Annotated in this window: 23 protein-coding genes and 1 pseudogene; 16 read left to right on the forward strand and 8 right to left on the reverse strand. The window is 46.6% G+C overall.

The window, feature by feature from the left end:
* On the forward strand, positions 1–1592 hold a 1592-nt coding region (locus ACLFWI_RS01595), incomplete at its 5' end, for a CHAT domain-containing protein (protein ID WP_446411443.1).
* 189 nt (positions 1593–1781) lie between these two features.
* On the opposite strand, the gene ACLFWI_RS01600 is transcribed toward ACLFWI_RS01595, so the two are convergent.
* Positions 1782–2348, reverse strand: coding sequence for a DUF2808 domain-containing protein (locus ACLFWI_RS01600; RefSeq protein ID WP_446411444.1), 567 nt, complete (start codon positions 2346–2348; stop codon positions 1782–1784).
* Positions 2349–2411: 63 nt separating this feature from the next.
* On the reverse strand, positions 2412–2672 hold the full coding sequence (locus ACLFWI_RS01605) for a hypothetical protein (protein WP_446376585.1): 261 nt from the start codon (positions 2670–2672) through the stop codon (positions 2412–2414).
* Between the two features lie 175 nt (positions 2673–2847).
* Between ACLFWI_RS01605 and ACLFWI_RS01610 the strand changes: the two genes are divergently transcribed.
* From ACLFWI_RS01610 to ACLFWI_RS01620, 3 genes are all read left to right on the forward strand, one after another.
* Positions 2848–3456, forward strand: a complete 609-nt coding sequence (locus ACLFWI_RS01610; RefSeq protein ID WP_446411445.1) for a DUF3318 domain-containing protein — start codon at positions 2848–2850, stop codon at positions 3454–3456.
* Positions 3457–3662: 206 nt separating this feature from the next.
* Entirely contained in the window at positions 3663–5918 is a 2256-nt protein-coding gene (locus tag ACLFWI_RS01615; protein ID WP_446411446.1) for an MASE1 domain-containing protein, read from the forward strand.
* Between the two features lie 174 nt (positions 5919–6092).
* Positions 6093–6275: a hypothetical protein gene (locus tag ACLFWI_RS01620; protein ID WP_446411447.1), complete on the forward strand. Its 183-nt coding sequence runs from the start codon at positions 6093–6095 to the stop codon at positions 6273–6275.
* A 22-nt stretch (positions 6276–6297) separates the two neighbouring features.
* Here ACLFWI_RS01620 and ACLFWI_RS01625 read toward each other — a convergent pair whose 3' ends face one another.
* The 5 genes from ACLFWI_RS01625 to ACLFWI_RS01645 form a co-directional block, all read right to left on the reverse strand.
* On the reverse strand, positions 6298–6891 hold the full coding sequence (locus tag ACLFWI_RS01625; protein WP_446411448.1) for a hypothetical protein: 594 nt from the start codon (positions 6889–6891) through the stop codon (positions 6298–6300).
* A gap of 551 nt (positions 6892–7442) precedes the next feature.
* Entirely contained in the window at positions 7443–8426 is a 984-nt protein-coding gene (locus ACLFWI_RS01630; RefSeq protein WP_446411482.1) for an RNA polymerase sigma factor, RpoD/SigA family, read from the reverse strand.
* Between the two features lie 848 nt (positions 8427–9274).
* Positions 9275–9913 (reverse strand): pentapeptide repeat-containing protein, encoded by a 639-nt coding sequence (locus ACLFWI_RS01635; RefSeq protein WP_446411449.1) that lies wholly within the window; start codon positions 9911–9913, stop codon positions 9275–9277.
* 24 nt (positions 9914–9937) lie between these two features.
* Complete coding sequence (locus ACLFWI_RS01640) at positions 9938–11323, reverse strand: DICT sensory domain-containing protein (protein WP_446411450.1); 1386 nt, start codon at positions 11321–11323, stop codon at positions 9938–9940.
* Between the two features lie 170 nt (positions 11324–11493).
* Positions 11494–13077, reverse strand: a complete 1584-nt coding sequence (locus ACLFWI_RS01645) for a photosystem II high light acclimation radical SAM protein (protein WP_446411451.1) — start codon at positions 13075–13077, stop codon at positions 11494–11496.
* 501 nt (positions 13078–13578) lie between these two features.
* Here ACLFWI_RS01645 and ACLFWI_RS01650 point away from each other — a divergent pair.
* From ACLFWI_RS01650 to psb34, 6 genes and pseudogenes are all read left to right on the forward strand, one after another.
* The gene (locus tag ACLFWI_RS01650; RefSeq protein WP_446411452.1) at positions 13579–13968 is read left to right on the forward strand and encodes a DUF1830 domain-containing protein; all 390 of its coding nucleotides are present in this window, start codon (positions 13579–13581) and stop codon (positions 13966–13968) included.
* Positions 13969–14073: 105 nt separating this feature from the next.
* Positions 14074–14508, forward strand: coding sequence for a DUF4079 domain-containing protein (locus tag ACLFWI_RS01655; protein WP_446406787.1), 435 nt, complete (start codon positions 14074–14076; stop codon positions 14506–14508).
* Between the two features lie 249 nt (positions 14509–14757).
* Positions 14758–15084, forward strand: coding sequence for a hypothetical protein (locus ACLFWI_RS01660; protein WP_446406788.1), 327 nt, complete (start codon positions 14758–14760; stop codon positions 15082–15084).
* Positions 15085–15137: 53 nt separating this feature from the next.
* The gene (thiO, locus tag ACLFWI_RS01665) at positions 15138–17081 is read left to right on the forward strand and encodes a glycine oxidase ThiO (protein ID WP_446411453.1); all 1944 of its coding nucleotides are present in this window, start codon (positions 15138–15140) and stop codon (positions 17079–17081) included.
* Between the two features lie 110 nt (positions 17082–17191).
* Positions 17192–17518 (forward strand): annotated as a pseudogene (locus ACLFWI_RS01670) (Uma2 family endonuclease); the annotation flags it as partial.
* Between the two features lie 144 nt (positions 17519–17662).
* A complete protein-coding gene (psb34, locus tag ACLFWI_RS01675) occupies positions 17663–17842 on the forward strand; it encodes a photosystem II assembly protein Psb34 (protein WP_446411454.1) in 180 nt (59 codons plus the stop codon).
* 131 nt (positions 17843–17973) lie between these two features.
* On the opposite strand, the gene ACLFWI_RS01680 is transcribed toward psb34, so the two are convergent.
* The gene (locus ACLFWI_RS01680; protein ID WP_446411455.1) at positions 17974–18780 is read right to left on the reverse strand and encodes a tetratricopeptide repeat protein; all 807 of its coding nucleotides are present in this window, start codon (positions 18778–18780) and stop codon (positions 17974–17976) included.
* 187 nt (positions 18781–18967) lie between these two features.
* Here ACLFWI_RS01680 and psbP point away from each other — a divergent pair, with 187 nt between their 5' ends.
* The 6 genes from psbP (at position 18968) to ACLFWI_RS01710 (ending at position 24098) form a co-directional block, all read left to right on the forward strand.
* Positions 18968–19507 carry a photosystem II reaction center PsbP gene (psbP, locus tag ACLFWI_RS01685; protein WP_446406793.1) on the forward strand — a complete coding sequence of 180 codons (540 nt, stop codon included), beginning with the start codon at positions 18968–18970 and terminating at the stop codon, positions 19505–19507.
* Positions 19508–19561: 54 nt separating this feature from the next.
* On the forward strand, positions 19562–20146 hold the full coding sequence (locus ACLFWI_RS01690; protein ID WP_446411456.1) for a Maf family protein: 585 nt from the start codon (positions 19562–19564) through the stop codon (positions 20144–20146).
* Positions 20147–20324: 178 nt separating this feature from the next.
* The gene (locus ACLFWI_RS01695) at positions 20325–20750 is read left to right on the forward strand and encodes a hypothetical protein (protein ID WP_446411457.1); all 426 of its coding nucleotides are present in this window, start codon (positions 20325–20327) and stop codon (positions 20748–20750) included.
* A 15-nt stretch (positions 20751–20765) separates the two neighbouring features.
* On the forward strand, positions 20766–22328 hold the full coding sequence (locus ACLFWI_RS01700) for a hypothetical protein (protein WP_446411458.1): 1563 nt from the start codon (positions 20766–20768) through the stop codon (positions 22326–22328).
* 174 nt (positions 22329–22502) lie between these two features.
* Positions 22503–23303: a hypothetical protein gene (locus ACLFWI_RS01705; protein ID WP_446411459.1), complete on the forward strand. Its 801-nt coding sequence runs from the start codon at positions 22503–22505 to the stop codon at positions 23301–23303.
* A 45-nt stretch (positions 23304–23348) separates the two neighbouring features.
* Complete coding sequence (locus ACLFWI_RS01710) at positions 23349–24098, forward strand: hypothetical protein (protein WP_446411460.1); 750 nt, start codon at positions 23349–23351, stop codon at positions 24096–24098.
* Positions 24099–24142 lie beyond the last annotated feature (44 nt).

A 24142-nucleotide genomic window follows, 5' to 3' on the forward strand; every position in this document is an offset into this window, starting at 1 on the left:
ATCCGACTTCCCTAAACCCAGAAGAGAATCTAGAAAATTCAGATAATCCGACTTCCCTAAACCCAGAAGAGAATCTAGAAAATTCAGATAATCCGACTTCTCTCAATTCCGAAGATAATCTGAATAATTCCAGCGATACAACTCTATCTGAACCAACAAATCAACTGAATAACTCCAGCAATTCTAGTCCTAGCGAAACAAGTAGTAATCCATCCGTATCTGCTGAAACTCCATCCAATGAAACGAATAGCAATTCATCCACACCCGCTAATACCTCATCCAGCGAAGCCTCGTCATCAGGTACTTCTGACTCATCTCTCCAATCCGTTGACGCCTCAGAGGAAAACTTTACCCAGCAATTTGTAGACTATTTAGGCTTACCCACTGATATCCCCTTAGTTACCCTCGCCCAAAGCCGAAATATTCTCAGCCATATCGAGAAAACGACAGGAGTTAAATCTGCACTGATTTATATCAGTTTTGTCCCGCCAGAGAGTTCTAATCAGGCAGAAAATACAACATCATTCAGCCAAAATAATCCGACTCAAACCCGTAATCCTGAAGACCAATTAGAATTACTCCTGGTTACAGCGAATGGATTACCCATTCGCAAACGAATCCCAGAAATCACTCGCCAACAAGTTCTCAACGTTGCGGATAAGTTTCGCTTAGAAGTCACCAATGTTCGTAGTCGTAAAGGCTACATTGTTCCAGGGAAACAACTTTATGATTGGCTAGTGGCTCCCATGGATGCCGAACTACAAGCCCTCGGTATCGAAAACGTAACCTTCCTAGTAGACTATGGCTTGCGCTCTATTCCTATGGCGGCTATTTACGATGGTCAACAGTTTTTGATTGAGAAATATAGTGTTGGTTTAATGCCGAGTTTAAGCCTGGTAAATCCCAACTATGCTTCCCTTGAAAACATGGAAGTTTTAGCAATGGGAGCAGCACAATTTATTGACCAAAAACCTTTACCTGCTGTTCCGGTAGAATTATCAGCTATTACCCAATCGCTGTGGCAAGGGAAATCTTTTCTTAACGAGACGTTTACGCTAGAAAATCTCAAAGCGCAACGTCAGCAGCAACCTTTTGGCATTATCCACTTAGCTACTCATGCTAATTTCCAATCGGGAGAACCGAATAACTCGTATATTCAACTTTGGGATAGGAAGCTGCGACTCAATCAATTATCTCAATTAGACTGGAATAATCCTCCCGTTGAACTCTTAGTTCTCAGTGCTTGTCGCACCGCATTGGGGAATGAGGAAGCGGAATTAGGGTTTGCTGGATTAGCGGTTCAATCGGGCGCAAAATCAGCCGTGGGCAGTTTATGGTATGTCAGTGATGAGGGAACGTTAGGATTAATGACCCAACTCTATCAAACCCTCAAACAAGCTCCGATTAAAGCCGAAGCGTTGCGACAAACTCAACTGGCAATGTTAGAGGGACAAGTCTATGTCAAAGGGGGACAACTGATTGCAGGTGATAAATCAGTCCCGTTACCACAAGAATTAGCCAGACTCGGAGACGTTAACTTTCAACATCCTTATTACTGGAGTGCGTTTACTATGGTTGGTAGTCCTTGGTAATTTGTATTATGTCATTCGTAATTCGTCATTCGTTTATGTCTTATGTCTTATGGTCGGGGCGGGTTTTGCAGCCAAGCTAGGGATAACAATTAATATTAGTCCCTAAACCCGCCCCTACAGACAAATGCTTCGTCATCACGTCTGCAACATTATTTCCCCAGCTTCCCCAGCTTCCCCAGCACCTCCTATCTAGCAGAATCCCCATCGACAAGAGGTTCGTCGATAGAAGTGCAACCGTCCCACACCCAGATATAATCCATAGGGTTTTTCTCCTGCCGGAAAAGCGGTGACACCAAATAAATAAACTCCACCCCAATAGGGATTATGCTGTGGCTGAAGACCAATGGTAAATGTGGTTCCCGGAGCAATTGGTTCGACAAAACTAACAGAAACCGTTTTGGTTTCATCATCTCTGGTCACCGATTGTAACGGCAATTGTTCGCCTTTATTTCGAGCCGTTCCGGTAAAGGCTAAAGTATCATCAAGTCGAAAACGGATAGTTTCGCTTCCTTCCCGTTGGCTAATTGTCACCTTCTGTAAGGGTTCACCCGCATTCTCTGGAAGTTCTAGGGTGAAATAATATTTAGCTCCCCATACTCCCACATGGTCAAATGTGGTGAACGCATTAATCAAGCGCGGTGATTTTTCAAAGGAAACGGTACCATCGGCTTGCTGTACAGCATGAATCGGGGCAATTGGCATTCCCCAAAAACTGGCTGTACTTAGGGTTAGGGCGATGAGAGTGGAAACGCGCATAAATAAACTGGAATGCTAGCCCAACTACTGCCACGGGCGACTTACTGTTTATGGTATTCGACGTTACAAATCTGGGGGTTGATCGCGGTTGGTCAATTCCGAGGGAGGGCGATCGCTACTCCAAGCCCACCACACTTTACCACACTGGCATTGATAGAACTCTTGCCACTTTTTGCGATAATCTTCAGTCAGGACTGGCGATTGTCGATTAATCCAAACCCGTTGGGCTTCCATAGAAGAAGCATGACAGGTGGGACAGCAGAACTCTAAGGCATGAGTGGCTGATTTTGTCCATTGCGGTGGAAATGGGGTAAAAGCGTCCATAGTCTATCGCTGGGTTGTAGCTTGAGGGGAAAGTCTGGTCTTGACAATCTCCTGTGCCTATTTTACGGGTTTACCTGCCCAGATGTTTTGTATTTTCAGGTAAGCATGAGATAGTTGGGACGATACGTGTTTTAACTTTATCCTATAAATCCTGTAAGTTTGAGTCCCTCGGCTGATGAATCCAGAGCCAGAAATTCGCCGCTTGCGTGATCTAATGCCCGCCTCTGGGCGAATGCTGACCAAAATTATCAGTAAACCGCAACAGATGGCGGTGATTGACACTCCTTTCCCGATGCCTTGGTCGAGAGATCGTCCAATCTATATTAACTTTGATCTGTGGCGTCGCTTACCCAGACCGCAACGGGATATGCTGCTCCTCAGCACCGTGAGTTGGTTGATTACTATCAAATGGTTTAAACCAGATTTATATCAAGGTGTCGTCATTGCCGGATTGTTAGGGGGAATGGTAGAACTGGTGCAAGGCGATGCGGTGGGTGTCGTCGTGGCGACTGGATTGAGTGCGATCGCGGGGAGTCAAATTTGGCGCAGCACTCGCAGTTGTCAAACCCACCTAGATGCGGATACCGATGCGATTAAAGTCGCCCTGCGGCGTGGCTATACCGAAACAGAAGCAGCACAGCATCTATTAGCAGCGATTGAATCCGTGGCTGAGATAGAAGGACGACTGAGTTTAAACTTTACCGAATTAATCCGCTCTCAAAACCTGAGAGCGATCGCGGGTATTTCCCCTGTGGGGGTTCCGGAGAGTGTAAGACAGGAATAGTTATTTGTCATTCGTCATTCGTCATTTGTCATACTCGCGCCAGTCTTATGGTCGGGGCGGGTTTTGCAGCCAAGCTAGGGATAACAATCAATATTAGTCCCTAAACCCGCCCCTACAACTCAACACTCACCCACCTAGGGGATGTTAAGTTTTGATAACGTTGGGCATCCTGTTGATGGAAGCTGATTGTTTTGAGTCATGAAATCTTGAATATTAGTTACGGTGAAGATTTAATTTTGTCCATATTTCCTGGGAATCCGCAGCGTTTCTGGCGATACCTGATCACAGTTGCTCTAGTCGCGATCGCTTATAAGGGTAGCGCTCAGTTTACATTGTCTTGGCTGGGATTGGGCGATGAGGCGTCTCCAGTGTGGGTTGGTGCGGGGATTGCTCTGGCTGCCCTTTTTTTGCAGGGAAAACGGCTGTGGGTTGGTGTGGCGATTGGTGCATTTTGGCTCAATCTGTCTCTGGGAGCCTCATTTTTGGTGTCTCTGGGTTCGGTAATCGGCTGCACGTTACAAGCTGTTGTCGGTGCGATGGGATTACGTCGCCTAAATTTTAACCCGACGTTAGAACGCCTCAAGGATGCTTATGCTCTAATTGTCTTTGGCGCAATCATTGCTCCCTTAATTAACGCCACGATTAGTACGCTAGTGAATTGCTGGGTGAATTTTATTCCGTGGCATCAATTTGGACTGAATTGGGGAACCCTTTGGTTAGGAGACAGTATGGGAATCTTAGTGTTTACCCCCTTACTGCTATTAATTGTTCAGGACTCTCCTCAGCGAATTTTGCCGCCAAATTATCCACCCCAACAGATTTTAGAAGCCGTCCTGTGCTGGAGTCTACTGGGGGTATTGAGTTGGCTAGTTTTCCAGTCTCGAACCACCTTTGCTCTCTCCGACTATCCCCTGGAATATTTACCCTTTCCCTTTGTCGTTTGGGCGGCGCTGCGATTTCGGGTGTGGGGTGCGGTTCTTGCCAGTTTAATCGTTTCGGGAATGGCAATTGGCGGTGTTCTCCAGGGGATCGGACCGTTTGTGGTGAAAACGGGAAGTACCTTAGGGGCAATTCTACTGCTACAAACGTTTATGGCAGTGGTAACAATAACTGCTTTAGTTTTAGCCGCCGCCATGTCAGAGCGTCAACAGGCAGAAGCACAACTGCGGGCTACCTTAGAACGCGATCGCTTGTTAGCCGAGATTGCCCTGCGGATTCGTCAATCCTTAGATTTAGACCAGATTTTGCAAACCACTGTTGTGGAAGTGCGGCAATTATTACAGGCAGATCGTGTCTATATCAGTTATCTAGATGAAAATAACCACAGTAAAATTGCTGCCGAATCTGTCGCCTCTGCTTATAAATCTCTGTTGGGATGGAAACTCTCAGAGAAACTGTTACAAGAAACCCAAGAATTATTTGCCCAGCGTCAAATTTTAATCCGGGATAATACAGAGCGGGTTAATGTAACGCCCTATCTCAAAGACTTTTATCAGTGCTACCAGATTAAAGCTACCCTGGCAATTCCATTAATTCTCGATGATCAGCTATTTGGACTCTTGGCAGTTCATCAATGCCATCATTCCCGTCATTGGCAATCCTTTGAGGTGAATTGGTTAAGACGATTAGCGGTTCAAGTCACCATTGCCATTCAACAAGCTCAACTTTATCAACAAGTCCAAGGGCTTAATAGTAACCTGGAAAGTCAAGTGGCGGAACGTACCCTGCAACTTGAGGAAAAAATGCAGGAATTGCAACGGCTTTACGAACTTAAAGATGTGTTTTTACAAGCGGTATCCCATGATCTACGAACATCAATGATGGGCTTAATTCTGATGTTGAAGGGAACCCAAAACAGCCCGGGTGAAACCGTTGCCCTGCCACGCCGAATTCTGGATCTGCTGATTGAAAATAGCGATCGCCAATTGACGTTGATCAATGCCTTATCTGAAGATCATTTTAACCAAGGGCGGAAAATAGAACTCCACTGTCAACCTTTATGCTTAAATGAACTCCTCAGCCAAATCCTGGCTGATTTGCAGCCGTTATTCAGCAGTAACCAGGCTCAATTAACGACGGTTATTCCCCAAACCTTACCCCCGGTTAAAGCTGATCCGACTCAACTGCGGTGTGTTTTCCAGCATCTATTGACGAATGCCCTTAAACACAACCTACCGGGGGTTAAGATTACGCTGACAGTAAGGGTTGAGAGGGATATGCTTCATTGTGCGATCGCCGATGACGGGATAGGGATGAGCAAACAGCAGTGCGATCGGCTGTTTAAACTTTATGTTCGGGGATTGTACTCTCAACACTTAACCGGAATTGGTTTAGGCTTATATTTATGTCGGCAAATTATTAATGCTCACGGGGGACAAATTAGTGTTACCAGTGTGCCAACAGAAGGATCAACTTTTAACTTTTCGCTTCCTTTCGATAGCTGCGCCATCATGAATTTGTAGGGGCGGGTTTAGGGATTAATCGTCATGGTTTCCCCCCAACTGGAGTACAAAACCCGCCCTGCCTCTAAATCGGGCTGGCTGCATTAATGTAGTGGCATGGTACAGCAACCTCTAATGATCATATAATCATTCATCATCCAAAATGGAATATAGCGTTTTCATTGGAGTTTAACCATGAACATCCCCACTGCCCTAGTCAATGAACTAAAGCTCTACCTCAAACACCGAACCGACAATGGTGATCTAGAAGCGAAAACCTTATTGACTCAAATTGAACAGTTTGCGAACTCACCCACAGCCGCAGATGAACAAGCCTTCTATTCCCAACCGCCAGAGGGATTAGATGTAGGATGTTAATATTTTCGTCATTTGTCCTTGGTCAGAGCAAGTTTTCCCGACAGATATTCAACATCCGCTGATCATTCTCACTCAGTTGACCCACAGGTTGATACTGATCAAGCTTAACGGTGTAGGGATAGGTTAAGGATTCGTAAGTGTGATCGAGATTAAGCTGGCTCCCCGTCGCCGCCACCGAGGTTTGTTGCTGATTCTCAATAGTATGAGCTAAAGCGGTTTGGTCGTAGGGGTTGACAACTCGGAGATTCATCTGTTTAGATTCTAGAGTGCCATGAAAACAGCTAAATTCAGAGTGAGGTAAGTAAAGTGCCCCAACTAGCTGTCCTTCATTGGCTTGAAACACAATATATTCTTGACCAATCTGATTGGGTTGGGAGGATTCACCGTAAAGGTACGTGCCATCTGGGATTGAAGTGGCTGAAGCGGATACAGTAGATGGATTCGTTTCCCCAGTGGAACTATCCACGGCTTGCTTGAGTTGTTCAGCGACGGCTATGGGTCTACTGGAGACATTCATTGTTAGTCCGACAGTGAGCAGTAACCCGGTTAAGGGTAAACGCCAAGAAAAAGACGGTTGACGTTGGGACTGGAAAAACTCAATGAATCGGCTAATCACCGTGGTTACCTCCTTTAAAATAATATCGAAACACCCTTAAAAAATTTGGAATTTTAGTACACAGTTGGTAGCCGCCCTAATTTGTTAAAGTAGATTTAAGCTAAAGTAGACGTTAGCAGGCATCCTTACTTTCTATCTAACCGTGAACCTGTCTCTGGTTTGCGCTGCCTTTATCCGGTTTCTCAACCGTCACAGTTCGCACGGGTAAAATTACGTGGGTTTGTAATTAGATTGAAGTATTCATCTCTCTCTAGTTAAACAATAAGGGATGATGCTTAAGTAGCGATTCCCTCGAAGGAATGAAAGTTAACTCACCCAGCAGAATGTTTTTCTACGGACACAGTATTTTCAGGAGCTTCAATCGCTAGTCTGGGGATGGCTGAAGAAATTAATATTTTTTTACAAAAAAAGTGGTAGCGAATTGTGCTACCACTTTGCTAGAATGTCGCCAACTTGGGCATTCACAAATAGTCTTTGAAAGTCTTTAAACCCGTTTAAACGGGTTTAAGCTTTGAGCCAGAACTTGAGTTCTTGGCTAAACTACAAACAAACTAACTGGCTATGTATTCCCGCACAGTGGCGTGGCGTCGTCTGAGTTGGTTTAAAGCTTGATGCTCTAACTGGCGTACCCGCTCGCGACTGAGATTGAGTTTCTGTCCGACTTTTGCCAGAGATAGTTCATTCCCATCTTCTAAGCCAAAGCGGAGTGCTAAGACTTCCCGTTGTTGGGGGGTTAATTCTGCCAGGAGATTATCTAAATCTTGGCGCAGGGATTCCTGGGTGGTGTAATGAACCGGAGTCGGTCCACTATCTTCCAACAGATCAGATAATTCGGTATCTTGGTTATCCCCTACCCGCACATCCAAGGATACGGGTTGACGAGCGATGCTCAAATATTCGCGAATTTGGGACGGTTCTAAATCCAACTCTTGACCAATCTCAGTTGGTGTGGCGTTACGCCCCAATCTCTGAGACAGTTCCCGCTGAACCTTTTTGATCTTATTCAGCTTTTCAGTAATGTGAATCGGTAACCGAATCGCACGGGCTTGTTGGGCGATGGCGCGGGTGATGGCTTGACGAATCCACCAGTAAGCATAAGTCGAGAACTTATACCCTCGCGTTGGGTCAAATTTCTCCACGCCTCGCTCTAATCCCAGGGTGCCTTCCTGAATCAAATCCAGGAATTCCATGTTACGCTTCTGATACTTTTTCGCGATCGCTACCACTAGGCGCAGATTCGCTTCGATCATTTTACGCTTAGCTCGCGTTCCCTGGTTTATAATCTTCTTAAGGGCTGATTCCTCTAAATCAACGTGATCTGCCCACTCCTGCATCGTCGGTTCGCGCTTCTTCGTTTCCGCTAAGGCTTCTTTTGCCTCCAAGAGCGGCATCATCTGCTGCACTTGCTTACCATAGACAATTTCTTGCTCATGGGTCAGTAGTGGCACGCGACCGATTTCATGCAGATAGGTGCGAACCATATCTGCCGAAAATGTGGGCTTGGTCGTTTTGGGTTTGGTGTTAACAGTGGGCATCTGTGAGTAGTGACTCCGTAAACGAGCAATAAATCTGTCGCGGATTTTGACCTCAAAAGCAAAAGCTATAGCCATCTCTCACCTTGAGGATAAGTGCGCGAAGCGGTTGTTTACATCTACTAAAAGATGTATAGACTCCTACCTGTATTGAGTTGGGCAGGAGATCGAACCGTTGATCAGGAGTTAATGCGATTGACTCAGTTGTCTCTTCGTTGATTCTGCGGCGTTTCCCAGCTTAGTAACTCTGGGCTAGGAACAGGGCGAATGCGAAGTCAGTATGAGTTTATCTTAACTCTATAGTATTACACCTTTAGACGACGGTAAAGAGGTAAAGGTTCAACATTTCGGAAAAATCATCCGCTTGTCGCATCTGCTACTTTTCCTCCTGACACCGACAGGGTTCAACAGGTTGACATTCTCTCCTAGTTACTATCATCGCCTAAAACACCGAGAAACGGATAGAGTTGAATCGGGAAATAACCGAACTAATTTGGGGATAGATATCCTCCCAATCCCCTAGTCTGGCAAGATGCCTTTTTCGTTAACGGGGAGAGTTGAGGACGTGAGGAGGTGAGCCAGGACAGATTTCCAGGAGATGAAACGCCCCTAATTTGATCAGGGTGATTAACCCTTTTTGCCTATTCTCCCCATCACTCCAGTACCAAATATTCCTCCACCTGGTCGAGATGGAAGAGTTTTTTGGGCGTAACTCGATAATCATGAATCATAGCAGGAGTGAAGCCTAAATCCAAGCCTCTATGTCAGAATATTATCATTTACTCTTTTTTCTTTGTCCTTTGTATTGCTTTTGTGCTAAGGACAATAACTCACGATTCTCAGACAACAGTCTAGGAACTACTTTCCAGAGACGTTCCCACCACACAAGTCCGCTCTAACTTCGCACCATTTACATTGACATTATCGAGTTCAGCACAAAGCAAATTCGCTCCCGTTAAATTCGCCCCTCCCAGATTCGCCCCGCGCAAATCCGCTTCCTCAAAATTGGCGTCACACAAGCTAGCGCCTTGTAAATCCGCTTGCGATAAATCCGCCCCCTTAAGATTAGCACTGTTGAGATTCGCCCCCCGCAGATCAGCGCCTCGAAAATCGACGCCCTGGAGGTTGACTCCCATAAGATTCGCGCCACTCAAAAAGGCTCCAGCAAAGGACACCTGTGTCAAATTCGCGCCCATTAAATTTGCGCCTCGGAGATTGCTCCCGCGCAAATCCGCCCCAGTCAAGTTAGCTTGCATCAGATTAGCGCCCAAACAATTCGCCCGCACATCAGCCGACACCAATTGAGCGCACAGCAGTTTAGCGCCATCAAGACGAGCGCCATTGAGATTCGCTCTCGACAAATTCGTACCCACCAGACTAGCGCCTGCCAAATTAATCTGTTCCAGTTGGCTCCCAGACAAATCTTCGTCGTCTAGATTAACACCTGAGAGCTGCTTGATTTTTCCGGCGCGAATTGCTTCGATTTCCATCAATTTTCCTGCGTGACTTAAACCTTAAGACGAAATATTTGATTGGGCTTCCTGAGGGGAATGGGAATCAAGCAACCACATCCCTGCGGCTATTTTAGGTTGATTTGCCTGTAAACTCATACCCTGTTGCATTCCCATCACCAGTAGTTCTAGAGCCTCAAGCAGTTTGGGGTCAAATACTGTACCCGCTGACGCCTGACAGTCGTTAAGTGCTTTTGCCAAAGGAGCCTCTTGAGATTGATAGTCCTTGAGCCGCTGTTGAAATGTGGTCATCAGTGCTAAAATTCTCGACTCCAAGGGAATTGCATCATAAGCCAAACCATCCGGTTGTCCTGAACCATCCCAATGTTCGCTTTGGTGAGTGATAATGCGAGCAATTGCCTGTAATTGGGGCATGACACGCAAAACCGAGGATTTGGGCATCGTCTCTTGTTGAGCTACCGTCTGTTGCTGCACCGTGGATTTTGCTGGTTCTAGGTGATCATCTACGGCTTGTAACGGCGCAAGGCGATGCAGCAATCCCGCTAATCGCAGTCGTTTGATTTGCCATGCGGGTAAATCGAGCAATTGACCCATCGCTTCACAAAGGGTTGCCACTTCCGCCGCTGCCATGGGATTAGTGACATCAGCTTGATCGATCAGCTGTGCCATCCGCAAAAATGCCTGCACTTTATTAGACACTAAATTATTATCTAAGTCTTGCTCGGCAAGGGGTAAGTTATCGAGTGGCTCATCCTCAGCTTGGTGTAATTCTTGTTCAAAGCTTTCCAGATAATCGACGACGCGAGACACAACCTGCCCAATATCATCGCGTTTTTGGCTACCGAAGGCAGCCGTGATCTGTTGTGCTTGGTCGGTGAGGCGCTGTTGTAACTGTTGATCGTAACCGCCAATGTGTGCGATCGCCAAATCCACCGTTTCCCGAACCAATTCCGGCTCAAATGTCCAGAACCCATAAAACTTGCGCTCCCGATCATCTTGGGGTGGTCCTTTACTGCCATAATCCTCAGCCGATAACTCTTGACATAAGACCATTGCTGTGTATGTCTCTGACATAATGATCAAATGCCATTCTTGAGCCACTGGATCACAAGCATCTAAATCCAATAGTCTCACATTAGAGCGCTGGCTAGTGGGATGTTCAGCAAAACCCGTTCCCCCTGTCGCCAGAATTACCACTTGAGACGACTTTTGTGCTAAATCGCCATAGCGTTCTGCCTCTTGCAGATACCATTTCCCCTGTTGAAATGCTGCAATTAGCAGAGGTTTTCCTTCTGACTCTAAGATAAAGTCTTCCAAAGCATGACACAGGGCAATCAGGGTGTTTTTGTGATAAACGCCAAAATTCAGCGGTCGTTTACCGCCGCGATGAGCTGTGTCTAACTTTTGTAATATCGAACCTTGCAGCATGATCAAACCTTGTCTGAGGGGGTTCAGGGGAAAGGGGGTGTGTAGAGACGTGCCATGGCGCGTCTTTTAGCAGGGGAGAATTTTAACCGATTATTTTATGTTGATTATGATACATTTTAGGGTTGAATTTCTCCAAGCTGTTCGAGTTAACGATAAACCGATAGAATCAACTATCCTGCTGTAACCAGTTGTTTCGGCGGCGTCTTAGCTGAGGCTTCAATCGGAGCCGCTAATGCGTCCTCTAAATCGGCACAGCCCAAGCGTTCCTCTAAAATTTTGATCACTTCGCGACCAAAATCATCGGGATTTTGCCGCCAAGCTTGCAGACAAACCTCACCAAAGAAAGAGCCTAAAGGTTCGGGATTCCAGAGTAGCTTTTTCGCTGTCCAAGGCATTAAACTCATTGGATCATAGTCTTTTTCGAGAATATTGTTCTCAAAAGCATAAGCTTCCAAATGAGTGTGGGGTTGTAATCCGATAAAGAAAATAGCGGGTTCCACCTTGTCAGCACCAAAGATTCGCTCTAACTCCCGGTGATAGGCAATGGTTTGGCGAATGGTGTCCGGTCGCTCATCTATTACATTAAAGGAATAGTTGACCGAAACCAAGTCATTAAAGCCCGCGGCTTTCAAATCTCGACAATTTTGCAGCACGGTGCGGAGGTTATACCCCATCCGCATCTTGCGAACTAATTCCTGGGAACCACTGGTAATGCCGATTTCAAAGTAGTTCATCCCGGTTTTCACCATCAAGTCGCATAATTGGGGGGTGAGATTATCTGCCCGAATGTATGCCGCCCAGTGAATGTCTGTCATCCCCGAATCAAGAATTTTCTGCAACAGTTCCACCGCATCGTCGATAAACTTCCGGGCGGGGATAAACTGAGCATCGGTAAACCAGAAGTTGCGGATACCTCGGTCATAAAGCTGGCGCATCTCGGCAACCACTTCATCAGCGGGATTGATCCGTACTTGTTTACCTTCAACGACGGTATAGATACAGTAGCAGCAGTTGTGGGGACAACCCCGTTTAGTTTGCACCCCAATATAAAAGTCGCTCTCTTGGAGATAATAATCAAATGCCGACCAGATGCTTTGGATATAGTCGTAATTACAGGCGGTTTTTTCTAGGGGAGTTGGGCGTTCATGAATCATGCGATCGCGCGGCTGCGTTTCACCCACCACATAACAGCGCTCATCAGCAAACGATTCACCCCGCAGAAGTTTCTCTAGCAGGGTTTCACCTTCGCCAACGGAGACAATTGTCCCCTTGGGTAATTTAGTCTTCAGTTGTTCATAAAATACACTCACTGCACCGCCGCCAACCATCACCCGTGCCTCTGGGTTGTAGGTACGGGCGCGTTTAAGTCCCCGGCGAATCAATCCTAAATTACGCCACAGTTCATTGTAATAGGCAGCGGCTAGGCGTAAGCCACCGATCGCCCCGCGTAACTTGACAAATGGGTTACTGGCGTAGTAGAACTCGAAGGCATTTTGCAAGGGGTTCCCCCCTCTACCGCCAACTGGCGCATAGATTTGAATATCGCGCCAGGAGAATACCAACAGCGTCGGTTGGAATTCGTCAATACAGGCGTCGAGCGATCGCGAAAAATCCAGGGGAGGTACAGTGCCTAAGTCAAAGATGCGCTGTTCTACCTCTGGAAAGAGTTTGTGAACGTGATCGGCTAAATAGACAACACCAATCGGGAAAATCGGGTTGCAGGGGAGGCGTACATAAAGAATTTTTGGTGACATGATAAATTTTATCTGGGGTAAATCGGCTTTTATGAACAGGATTGGCTCGGTTGAACTGGGCAAATCTCCAACCCAATTTGGATGAAAACCCGGTGTAGGCAGGCGTTTAAGTCCTCACCTAACGGGAGAGGATAACCAAGCCCCAGCCCAACTTGCTCAGATATTTGATTTCTTTTTCACATAACTTAACTTTACTTTAACAAGATTGGGTTCTGACCTCAAGCGTATGCTATTTTTTTTGGGGGGTTCATCGTTGAGAGTCTGAGCGAGGTAATATAAGCAGTCTTACCTGAGGGGTTCAAATTGAGGGTCTTATCCATAGGTAGAAGTTCTCATCCTCAGGGATGGGAAAAATTAGCCATTTAGCGGCGATCGCTGGGACGAGATTGGCGAAAAAGCCACACAATTGGTAGTCGGATTTACAACAGGGAAGGGAACACAAGTGCTAAGTTAGGTGAAGTAATAACAAACAGAATTCATTTAGTACCTCACTCAGCAGTTATGACTCAGATACTTGATCCCCTACCCTGTGATAATCAAACTCACATTGTCTGTTGCTACGTAAACGCCACGAGCCAGATTCAAATTGCTCGGATTACAAATATTCCCAATTGGTATTTTGAGCGTGTGGTGTTTCCGGGACAGCGCTTAGTCTTTGAAGCCCTACCCCAGGCGCTATTAGAGATTCACAGCGGCATGATGGCAAGTGCGATTCTCTCGGATACCATACCCTGTACTCGCTTGCTTGTCGCTCAAGACGGTAATCCGGCGGCGTCCTCTGACGCTAAAGCCGTTGTACCACCGACTGATGATAATAAGTCCAGTGAAGAAACAATTCCTCATAGTAGCCCAGCCAGCCAAGCGCGTTTAGCTGTGGCAACAGTTCGCTAGATAACAAAAGCCATAAAAAAACAAAGATTAAGGAGGTTGTTCAGCTGAGCAACCTCTTACGTTACGATTGGGGCAGTAAACAGGCTAAATTTGAGGCATCAAGTTGTGAATCTGCCCGACTTTATCTGGTTGTGGAAAATAGCCGCTTGGTCAATGGGTTTGTCCCTAGCCGCTTATGTGATGTTGGCGGTGACGGGCAGTGTTCTGTTCACGAAACGGTACTCTCAACACCCCAAACCGAAATGGTTGCGACCTTTACACTACATCATCGGGTGGCTTATGGTCAGTCTGGTCTTGCTGCTCCTGGGAATTGGTTTAGTGGGTACTATCGGTCATTATGGCAATCTCGGACATTCTGGACACTTGATTGCCGGATTAGCTGTCGTAGCGTTGGTTGCGGTGTCCGCGGCAAGTTCCACCCAGATTAGCCCCCAACACCCTTGGGCGCGGGCAGTTCATCTGGGAACTAATATGGTTTTATTTGTCGGATTTGCCTGGGTGTCCTATACCGGATGGCAGGTGGTGCAGAAATATTTGTGAAATGGTAGAGACGTAGCATGCTACGTCTCTTGCTAAGTCTGGGAGCAGGAGTTAATCACAGTGGAGAGGAGCGATATAATAGAAAGTCGTTAGCTCACTAGATATTGTAATCCGGTGAGACGGTTGCCACTATACCTGAGAAGGATTAGCTGGGGAGGGTGTCAATCGATAAAAAAGCCAGTAAGAAAACTATCTAACGAATAGGATAGGTGGGACATAAGTCCTGTAGAGTTTACAGGGAAACAAACTATGAACAAATTAATTGGATTAATTATCATCGCCGCTGCTCTCGTGGGAGCCGCTCTCGGTTGGCAAGGAGTATCCCTTCCCTTTTTTGGAGAACTCTTTGGCGGTGAGAACCGCACGGCTAACCAAATTATCGAGTCGGTTCCAGACACGACAGACGAGCAAGAGACAACTCAGCCAGCGGCTCAGGCTCCTACGACGATTGGAACCGCCGAGCAAGCCCCAACTAATCAGGAGACAGCTCAAGCTCCTCAAACAACAGTGGGTCAAGCGGATACAGGTGCTGATACAGCCGCTGAGGATTCCGAACCCGTTACGGCTCTCTGGTAAAGGTATTGACTAAATAAGGACTGGCTAGGGCGCGTCTGGATTTTTTTATTCTCATGAACTTTTGCAGTGATATTTTAATTGTGGGCGGTGGCGTGATTGGTTTGGCACTCGCCCTAGAGTTGAAGTGGCGGGGAGCAACAGTCACTGTATTAACCCGCGACTTTAAACAAGCAGCGACTCTAGCCGCCGCGGGTATGTTAGCCCCTCATGGGGAAGCCATTCCCGAAAGTCCGATGCGGGAGTTATGTTGGCGATCGCGATCGCTCTATTCCCAATGGTGTACTAAACTGGAACAGCTTACGGGTGTGGCAACAGGGTACTTGCCCTGCGGCATTCTCGCCCCCGTCTATGAAGATGTTTCCGCCTCTGACGCTGAGGTCGGGAATTGGTTAGATAAACAGGCGATTCATCTATATCAACCCGGATTAGGGACAGATGTGATTGGCGGTTGGTGGTATCCCGAAGACGGGCAAGTCGATAACCGCGCCTTGGCGCAAGCCCTGCGATTAGCGGCTCAAGAATTAGGGATTGATCTGCGCGAAGGCGTTACAGTTGAGGCAATTGAGCAGCAAAATCGCCGCGTTTGTAGCGTCAGAACCTCGGTTGGTGAATTTCAGGCTGACCATTATGTCTTAGCCACGGGGGCTTGGTCAAACCAACTGCTACCTGTACCCGTGTATCCGAAAAAGGGTCAGATGCTGTCGGTACAAATACCAGCCAATCCCGATCAACCCTTACCCTTGCAACGGGTGCTGTATGGACCCGATACCTATTTAGTTCCGCGTCGAGATGGGCGGTTACTGATTGGTGCAACCAGCGAGGATGTGGGATGGCAATCGGATAATACGCCATCAGGACTTCACACCTTGCTATCACGGGCAATACGGCTATATCCGCCCCTACAGGATTGGTCAATTCGGGAATGCTGGTGGGGATTTCGACCCGCCACCCCAGATGAATGTCCGATCCTCGGCGTTAGCCCTTGTGAAAACTTAACTTTAGCGACTGGACATTACCGCAACGGTATTCTCCTCGCCCCGATCACCGCCCAGCTATTGGCAGACTGGATGGAAACGCAAACTGTTGATCCGTTGTTAGAGCATTTTCGATACGATCGCTTTTATCATCAATCTTGTTCAAATTTAATGATTAGTTCTCCGATTACTCCCGTATCTCCCAAAAACACGTCAGTTACAGAACAAGCGACAACTGACCCGTTAATAATTGCAGGTCGAACATTTCACTCCCGCCTGATGACGGGTACAGGGAAATATAGCACCATTGCACAAATGCAGCAGGGGATTGCGGCGAGTGGAAGTGAAATTGTTACCGTAGCCGTGCGGCGGGTGCAAACCAAAGCCCCGGGTCATGAAGGATTGGCAGAGGCGCTGGATTGGACAAAAATCTGGATGTTACCCAATACCGCCGGCTGTAAAACCGCAGAGGAAGCGGTGCGGGTGGCGCGGTTAGGACGGGAAATGGCAAAGTTATTGGGGCAAGAGGATAATAATTTTGTCAAGTTAGAAGTGATTCCCGACCCTAAATATTTATTACCAGACCCGATTGGCACTTTGGAAGCCGCCGAGAAACTGGTGAAAGAGGGGTTTGCGGTACTGCCGTATATTAATGCTGACCCCATGTTAGCCAAACGATTGGAAGAGGTGGGCTGTGTCACAGTAATGCCCTTGGGTTCGCCGATTGGTTCAGGACAGGGGATTAAAACGGCGGCAAATATTCAAATTATTATCGAAGAAGCGGGAATTCCTGTGGTCGTAGATGCGGGAATTGGGTCGCCTAGTGAAGCGGCGCAAGCCATGGAAATGGGGGCAGATGCAATACTTGTGAATAGTGCGATCGCGTTAGCTAAAAATCCGGTGGCGATGGGGAAAGCCATGGGGATGGCGACTCAAGCGGGGCGTTTAGCATTTCTGGCGGGGCGAATTCCAATTAAAAGTTATGCCAGTGCGAGTTCACCGTTGACGGGGACAATTAATTAAGTTTTGTCATTTGTCCTTTGTCATTCGTCATTGGTCATTCGTCCTTGGGAAGTTTGAGGAGTATTTACATAACTATTAACTAAATCCCTAAACTCTGGAAGCATACTGTGATGACCGTAACTACCGCCAAATGGACGCTAGATGACTATCACCGCATGATCGAAGTTGGTCTTTTAGACAATCGTCATGTCGAACTGTTAAACGGAGAAATTATTGAAATGCCCCCGGAGAGTCCAGAACATGCTTACCTAGGAGATGAAAGTGGGACTTATCTTAGCCAACTTTTAGGCGATCGCGCTAAAGTCCGGGAAGGTCGTCCCATCACCCTACCGAACAATTCAGAACCTGAACCGGATTTGGCGATCGTCAGACCTCTGGGACTAATCTACCGCCAGCGCCATCCCTACGCTGAAGATGTCTTTTGGCTGATTGATTTCCTGATGTTCGGGTTTCGGTACAACGATTATTAGAGGGCTAGAACCGCTTTTTAGCGACTATAACAATTTCTTATCCAAATAAGAGAATATTTATACTGAGAGTTTGTTACAATTCTATAAGATGAGTAAAGAAGGTTATCATTCATGCCATATACCACAGAAGAAGGCGGACGTTTAAATAACTTTGCCCGTGAACCGAAAGTCTACCAAGCAGAACCACCAACCAAAACTGAACAACGCAACTATGTATTTATGGGAATTGCGGCTATAGTTTTAGTTAGTGGATTAATGTTCGTCGCTGTCTCTGTATCCAGCGTTAGCTAAGTTCTGCGAATCCCTAAATCGGGAACACCCCTGTTAATCCAGCGATTTTGGACTAACAATGAAGTGAAATCTGATCAAGGATTACGCGAAACATTAGTTCGATTTAGCCTAAAAAGCCAAAATCAGTAGGGTCAGGGGTTTGCTTCCCCTTGCATCGCTTGCAACGCATTCATAACACTTTGATGACTGTCTAATCTGCCTTGTTCTTGGAAAAGTTCAGCCGCTTTCTGCAAATCAGCCGTCGCTGCTTCAATGTTCTCCAATTGGAATTGAGTCAGCCCCCGATTGTAATAAGCTTCAGCAAAAGTGGGTTGCAGTTCAATTGATTTAGTATAATCAGCGATCGCGTCTTCATATTGTTCCAAGCGATTGCGGGTTAGCCCCCGATTATAATAAAGGCGAGCATTTTCGGGGTTGATTTCCAGCGCTTTGGCGTAATCGTCGAGAGCCGCTTCAGAATTGCCTAACTCGTCGTAAACATTCCCGCGACTAATATACGCTGTGTCATTTTCCGGGTTAATTTCGATCGCCTTAGTGAAATCCGCGATCGCTTTTTGATAATCCCGGCGCACAAAATAGGTATAGCCTCGGTTACTATAGGCTTGACTGAAATCGGGATTTAACTTAATCGCTTGGGTATAGTCATAAATCGCAGCGTCGTAATTACCCAGACTATGATAAGCGTAGCCACGATTATAGTAGGTATCTGCATCTTCGGGATTCAGTTGTAATGCATCGGCGAAGTCAGAAATCGCACCAGCATAATCACCCTTTTCCAATTTATCGACGCCTTGGTTATACAGTTCCACATCTGTTAACTCCTCTGACGAGGCTTCTTGCACAACCCTGATTGGCTGTTGGGCGTGAACCGCTGCGGAGAATCCCGTCAGCACAGTCATTAATCCAAAAATGGTCAGTATGCGATAGGTTGAGTTCATGTTATTTTGGTTTTTCGGTTTAATGTTAAGAGGGTTAGTGTGAGAGTTTTACAGTCTGCCGACGTAAACCTTGACAAAGTGGTTCCTGGTTAACTTTAACCCTGTTCAAGCCAACATGACCGATCTTGATCATTAGTGTACCCGGAAGATGAGACAATAAGAATGCACCAATTCAAAGGATAAAAAGATGCTCAAGACCATTGCCGCCATTTTGCTGCTAGTATTGAGCTTAAGTCTGCATGGCTGCACTGTCGGCGTTAGTGGGCTGAAAAGCTATGTCGATACGGCTGACGGTTATGAGTTTCTCTATCCGAATGGTTGGGTGCCGATTAAAGTCACTGATGGACCCGATGTCGTATTTCGGGATTTGATCGAGCCAACCGAAAATGTCAGCGTGGTGATTAACCCCGTTCCAGAGAATACAACCCTCACCGATTTAGGAACACCTGGGGAAGTCGGTTACCAACTCCAGCAAAATGTGCTTTCAGCAGCGAATTCCAATCGTCAAGTTGAATTAGTCGATGCCAAAGCTCGCGATACGGGAGACAAAACCTATTATCTTCTTGAATATAGTGTCAAACTTCCCAGTCAAGATCGACATGACCTAGCCACAGCCGTGATCAGTCATGATAAGCTCTATACCTTGAATGCTTCAACCACTGAAGAACGTTGGGATAAAGTGCAAGACTTGTTTACCCAAGTCGTTAGTTCGTTTAATGTTTACTAGATTAGGGGTTATTTGTCAAGATAAATGTAACGAATGACAAAGGACAAATGACGAATGACAAAATTCGTTTTAGCCTCCGCTTCGCCAGCACGCCGCCGTTTATTGCACAATGTTGGCATTGAACCCATCGTTTGCCAGAGTGATTTTGATGAATCTCAGGTTAAGGTTACTGATCCGGTAGAGTTGGTCAAGACGTTAGCATTGCACAAAGCCCAAACCGTTGCGCCTAAATTTAACGAGGCGCTAGTGTTAGGCTGTGATTCAGTGTTAAGCATTCAGGGTCAGATCCACGGGAAACCAGCTAATCCCCAAGAGGCGATCGCCCGGTGGCAGATGATGCGGGGTAGAGTGGGCGAACTCTATACCGGTCATGCCTTAATTGACTTATCCCAGGACAAAACAATTGTCCGTTGTGGGATAACACGAGTACACTTTGCCAATGTTAGCGATCGCGCGATTCAAGCGTATGTGGCGACAGGCGAACCGCTTAAGTGTGCGGGCTGCTTTGCGCTAGAAGGGCGTGGCGGCTTATTTGTCGAAAAACTAGACGGTTGTCATAGTAATGTTATTGGTCTGAGTTTACCCCTGTTGTATCAGATGCTGCGTGAGCTGGATTATGAGGTGACAAGCTTTTGGTAGTCATTCGTCATTCGTCATTTGTCATTTGTTGAAGAATTCTTGAATCTACAACTTCCTCATCTCCCCCAGCTTCCCATTCCCTGTTCCCTGGTGAGAAAATTTGTTCAGGTGAGGCAGAAGTTTGTTATAGTCAAAGCACTTTGAGTCTATTGTTAAGCTGATATAGCTGGAGCGGATTATGACAACCAGCGAAGAATTCAAACAGAAATTAAGGGCGGGAAACATTGGCGATGCCTTTACCCTAGCCTTGTCGGAATCGGTTGAGTTGGAAATTACGACCTGGGTGGCTTCCGCCAATTCGCCACAAACAGAGAAGCCTGCGGCTAATTCCTGTATGCGTACCCGGATTAATATTGTGGAAGGCTCCATCGATAATGAGGTAGGATCTCAATTTATCGGTAATGGTCCCTACACGGAACTACGCCAATTTCATACCCAGCAAGTTCAGGAAGGACGCCAGATTATCCAGAATAATCTGGAAAACTTGCAACAACTCTTTACCGTGTTGACTCGTGTGCAATATCAACCCCAACAGTCAACCCAGCAGCAACTTCGGGAGAACAATCCGGCGTTGTCGCCTTCGAGTCAGGATAATTTACCCTAATCTTGAATATAGAGGTTGACAAATCTGGCAGTGTCTGTATTAGTAATCGCCCAAATTGCAGGTGAATGTATTATGGCGTCGAGTGAGGACTTTAGGCAACAACTTAAAGCAGGCAAGGTTCAAGAAGCGTTTGCTGGGGCTTTGGCGGAAGCGGTTCAGTTGAAAATTACAACCTGGGTGGCGTCTGATGCATCAGAACACGCCGAAACAACCGCCCAACCCGGTTATCGCCTGCGGACTCAAATTAATACGATTGAGGGAGCGATCGCGAATGAAATTGGGGATCAGTTTATTGGCAATGGTCCCTATCGAGATCTCCTCCCCTTTCATTTAGACCAGGTGGCGCAAGGTAATCAGCTGGTTGAGAATAATCTTAAAAGTTTGCAAAAGCTATTTGAGATTTTAATCGCGCTGCAACATCACAAGACAGGGTTGAGTGAGATAGAATACCCGCCCTTATCCATTCCCCCACAAAAGACAGCCGCCCCACCGGATGCGGGAGTAGCAGCCGCCGAATTGACCGCCCAAACGCCAGATTTGGCGACTCCAGATATTCAGGAACAGGTATCTCCTGAATCAACTCCCTCGCCAGAGACAACGATAGCTTGGGAGGAACAAGAGGAAGACGAGGAAGAAGATGAGGATGACTCGGTGCTAGATTTGCTTGAGTCATTACCCCCTCCTCCACCCCCACCGCTAGAGGATCAAGAGTCCTCAATCGCTGAGGAGGATGCGAGAGATGAATTCATTGAAGCAGAACCAGAACCGCTATCGGATCGCCACGAAGCGGAGTTAGAGGAGCAAGACTGGCAAGTTCTCAACGAAGATTGGGGGACATTGGAACTTGAGGAATTGAAGTCATCCCCCTCGGCTGAACCGGATATCCCACCCCAGACAGACATTGAACCCAAACCCAGGGAACCGGAATCGGCGAAAAAAATGCCCAGTTTGGACTCCTTAGAAGAACTAAGCCAGGATACTGACGACGATACCGACTGGGATGACTGGGTAGTAGATGAACCAGAATTAGGCGATCGCTCTTTTGCCCAGATGGATACGGATGAAGACTGGGGTGACTTAGTAGAAGACTTTGACCCCTTCGCCGCCCCTCCACCTGTTGAGGAGTCTCCCTCAGAGTTAAATATTCAGGAAGACTGGGATGAATTTGCTGTTGAGGAACTTGAACCCTATTCTGATTTAACTGAGGTTGATAGTGAGATTGAATGGTCAGACTTGAGTGAAAGCCAAACCCCTGAGTCTACCAGCGATCCTCTAGAAGGGTTAGATGCTTTAGCTGAAGATTCTCAGGAAAAAGAACTGAAGTCAGAATCATCAAGTGATCCCATGGATTTGTTGGGGGATCAAAACCAAGCCGCCAAAAATGTGGATGAAAATGTGAATGAGCTCGATTATGAATTCGAGGAACTCTCCTTGGACGAATTTTCCCTGGATGATTTTGATCCCCTCAGCCATCCAGAGGAGGAGAATTGGGAGGAGAAACCCAAATCAACGCCGAAAGGAGAACCACCACCGCCTCCACCCCCTAGCCCCTTTCAGGATAAAAACCAGGAATCCTAGGGGAAGCTGGGGGAGCAATGTTCCAGAGGTAGCATGCTACGTCTGGGAGCTGAGGAGAGATTCCGACTACGTAGAGCGATACAATTGAATGTTGAGTCACGAAGGTTTCCATTTTGGGGAAATTTCGGTAGATGATTGGATGACTGAACAGGTGTTCTAAAAAGGTGTGGGTTGATGACCAATCGCAATCGACAAGAGCATTCAGATGTACCCGCCTCTAAAACCCGAGGCAATAATTCGGGTGTGAATCGAAACATCAATCACTTCTTGCAGTCGTTAGGTGACACACTGATTGACTTCACAGCGCTAGAAGTGAATACGATCGTGGTAGATCATATTAGTGGTCATAAGTTTATTGCTTGGGAAGCGTACCGGGATATTTATCCAATTTCGCCGGATTATTTAGAACAACTTGGTATCCACGAGTCATTACGCGATCGCTACTTGGAGTTACGCACCAGTCTAGAACGGGAGTATCGGGGACTGTTGCATGATCCAACCTCGGAACTTCATGATCCGACGGTGTATGAGCCGGATAACTCCAGTTTCGCCAATGACTTTGAGCGTACTCCCACTCGTCTCCCTAATCCCCTGGATCTGAAAAGTCCAGAGACAATTATTTCCATTCAACGACTTTTAGGGAATTGTCGTTTTTTACGGGGGTTGCGTAAACTGGCGGAACTCAAAGCAGCTTTGGATGATCGGAATCAGACGGTACTACGTTTAGTTTCTCAACAACCTGATCAAGTTGAGATGATTCAACGGATGATCGCCACGGATACTATCTGCGCTCAAACCGTGATTCAACTCGATGGCGATGTGATCAATCGCTATGATCAATCCCTGTTTCACCATCCCCAGAAAGAGATTATTCTACAAATTCACCGAGAGGGAGTCATCGCCAGTGAACGACAATGGCGGGGACTGTTGGAGTTTATTATTGGTCTAATCAAAGCTACACTACATAAGTCATAAGGTATAGCGCTGCACGCAGGGAAAAGGAAACAGGGTTTGACGTTTATGAATCAGCATCCTCGTTTAGCATCGCCGTCTCACCTGCTTTCTCCACGTCAGAATTTAACGATCGCCTCTTGTATCCAAATTGAGGTAGAACGCATTTCCCGCTCTCAGGTTCTGTTTCACGGAGTTCGCTTCACGTTAGATAAAGAGAGTTTACAACACATTCAACAGGCTCAACAGATGGGGAATTCCTTGAAGTTTTCCCGTCAATTGCTCACAGATTTACGATATTACGCTCTCATTGATGACGAAAACCGTTGGCAATCGGGATTAACGTTTTGTACTTACTATCAGCGAGGAAACTCCCAAGAGGCGCTGATGCGAAGTGTGATTGGTATGGATGGTGATATTATTCATCAAATCCAGCGCAATTGTCTAGAACGTCCCAAGTTTTCCCATCAGATTTCAGCGGCACATTATTGGTTAATTGAACAAGTGATGCATCAGTTGCGTTTCGGTACATTTTTGCCGTTAACTCGGTTAATCAATGGACTAGCTTTGGGATTGGCGTTGCTGATTGCTATGCTGCTAGTGATTCCCTTTATCCCAGTTTTCCTGAATAGCCCTTGGATGCTAATCGCTGTTTTAATAATGGTGGGGTTATTTTATATTGGTTTTCGACGCCTATTTTATTTATTGCAACCAAAAGCAAGGCGCTGGATGATGCGGCGAATTGTGGCTGGATTTCTCTCCTCAAAACCCCGATCAAAGCGATTAGCTAGGCGACTTTTAAGCGGGTTGTTTTCCTAGAACACCGATCCAGTAATCGAAATCGATGGGAGTCTTCCGGAAAA

Origin of the sequence: Coleofasciculus sp. (assembly GCF_046539235.1) — a bacterium.
Lineage (GTDB): Bacteria > Cyanobacteriota > Cyanobacteriia > Cyanobacteriales > Coleofasciculaceae > Coleofasciculus.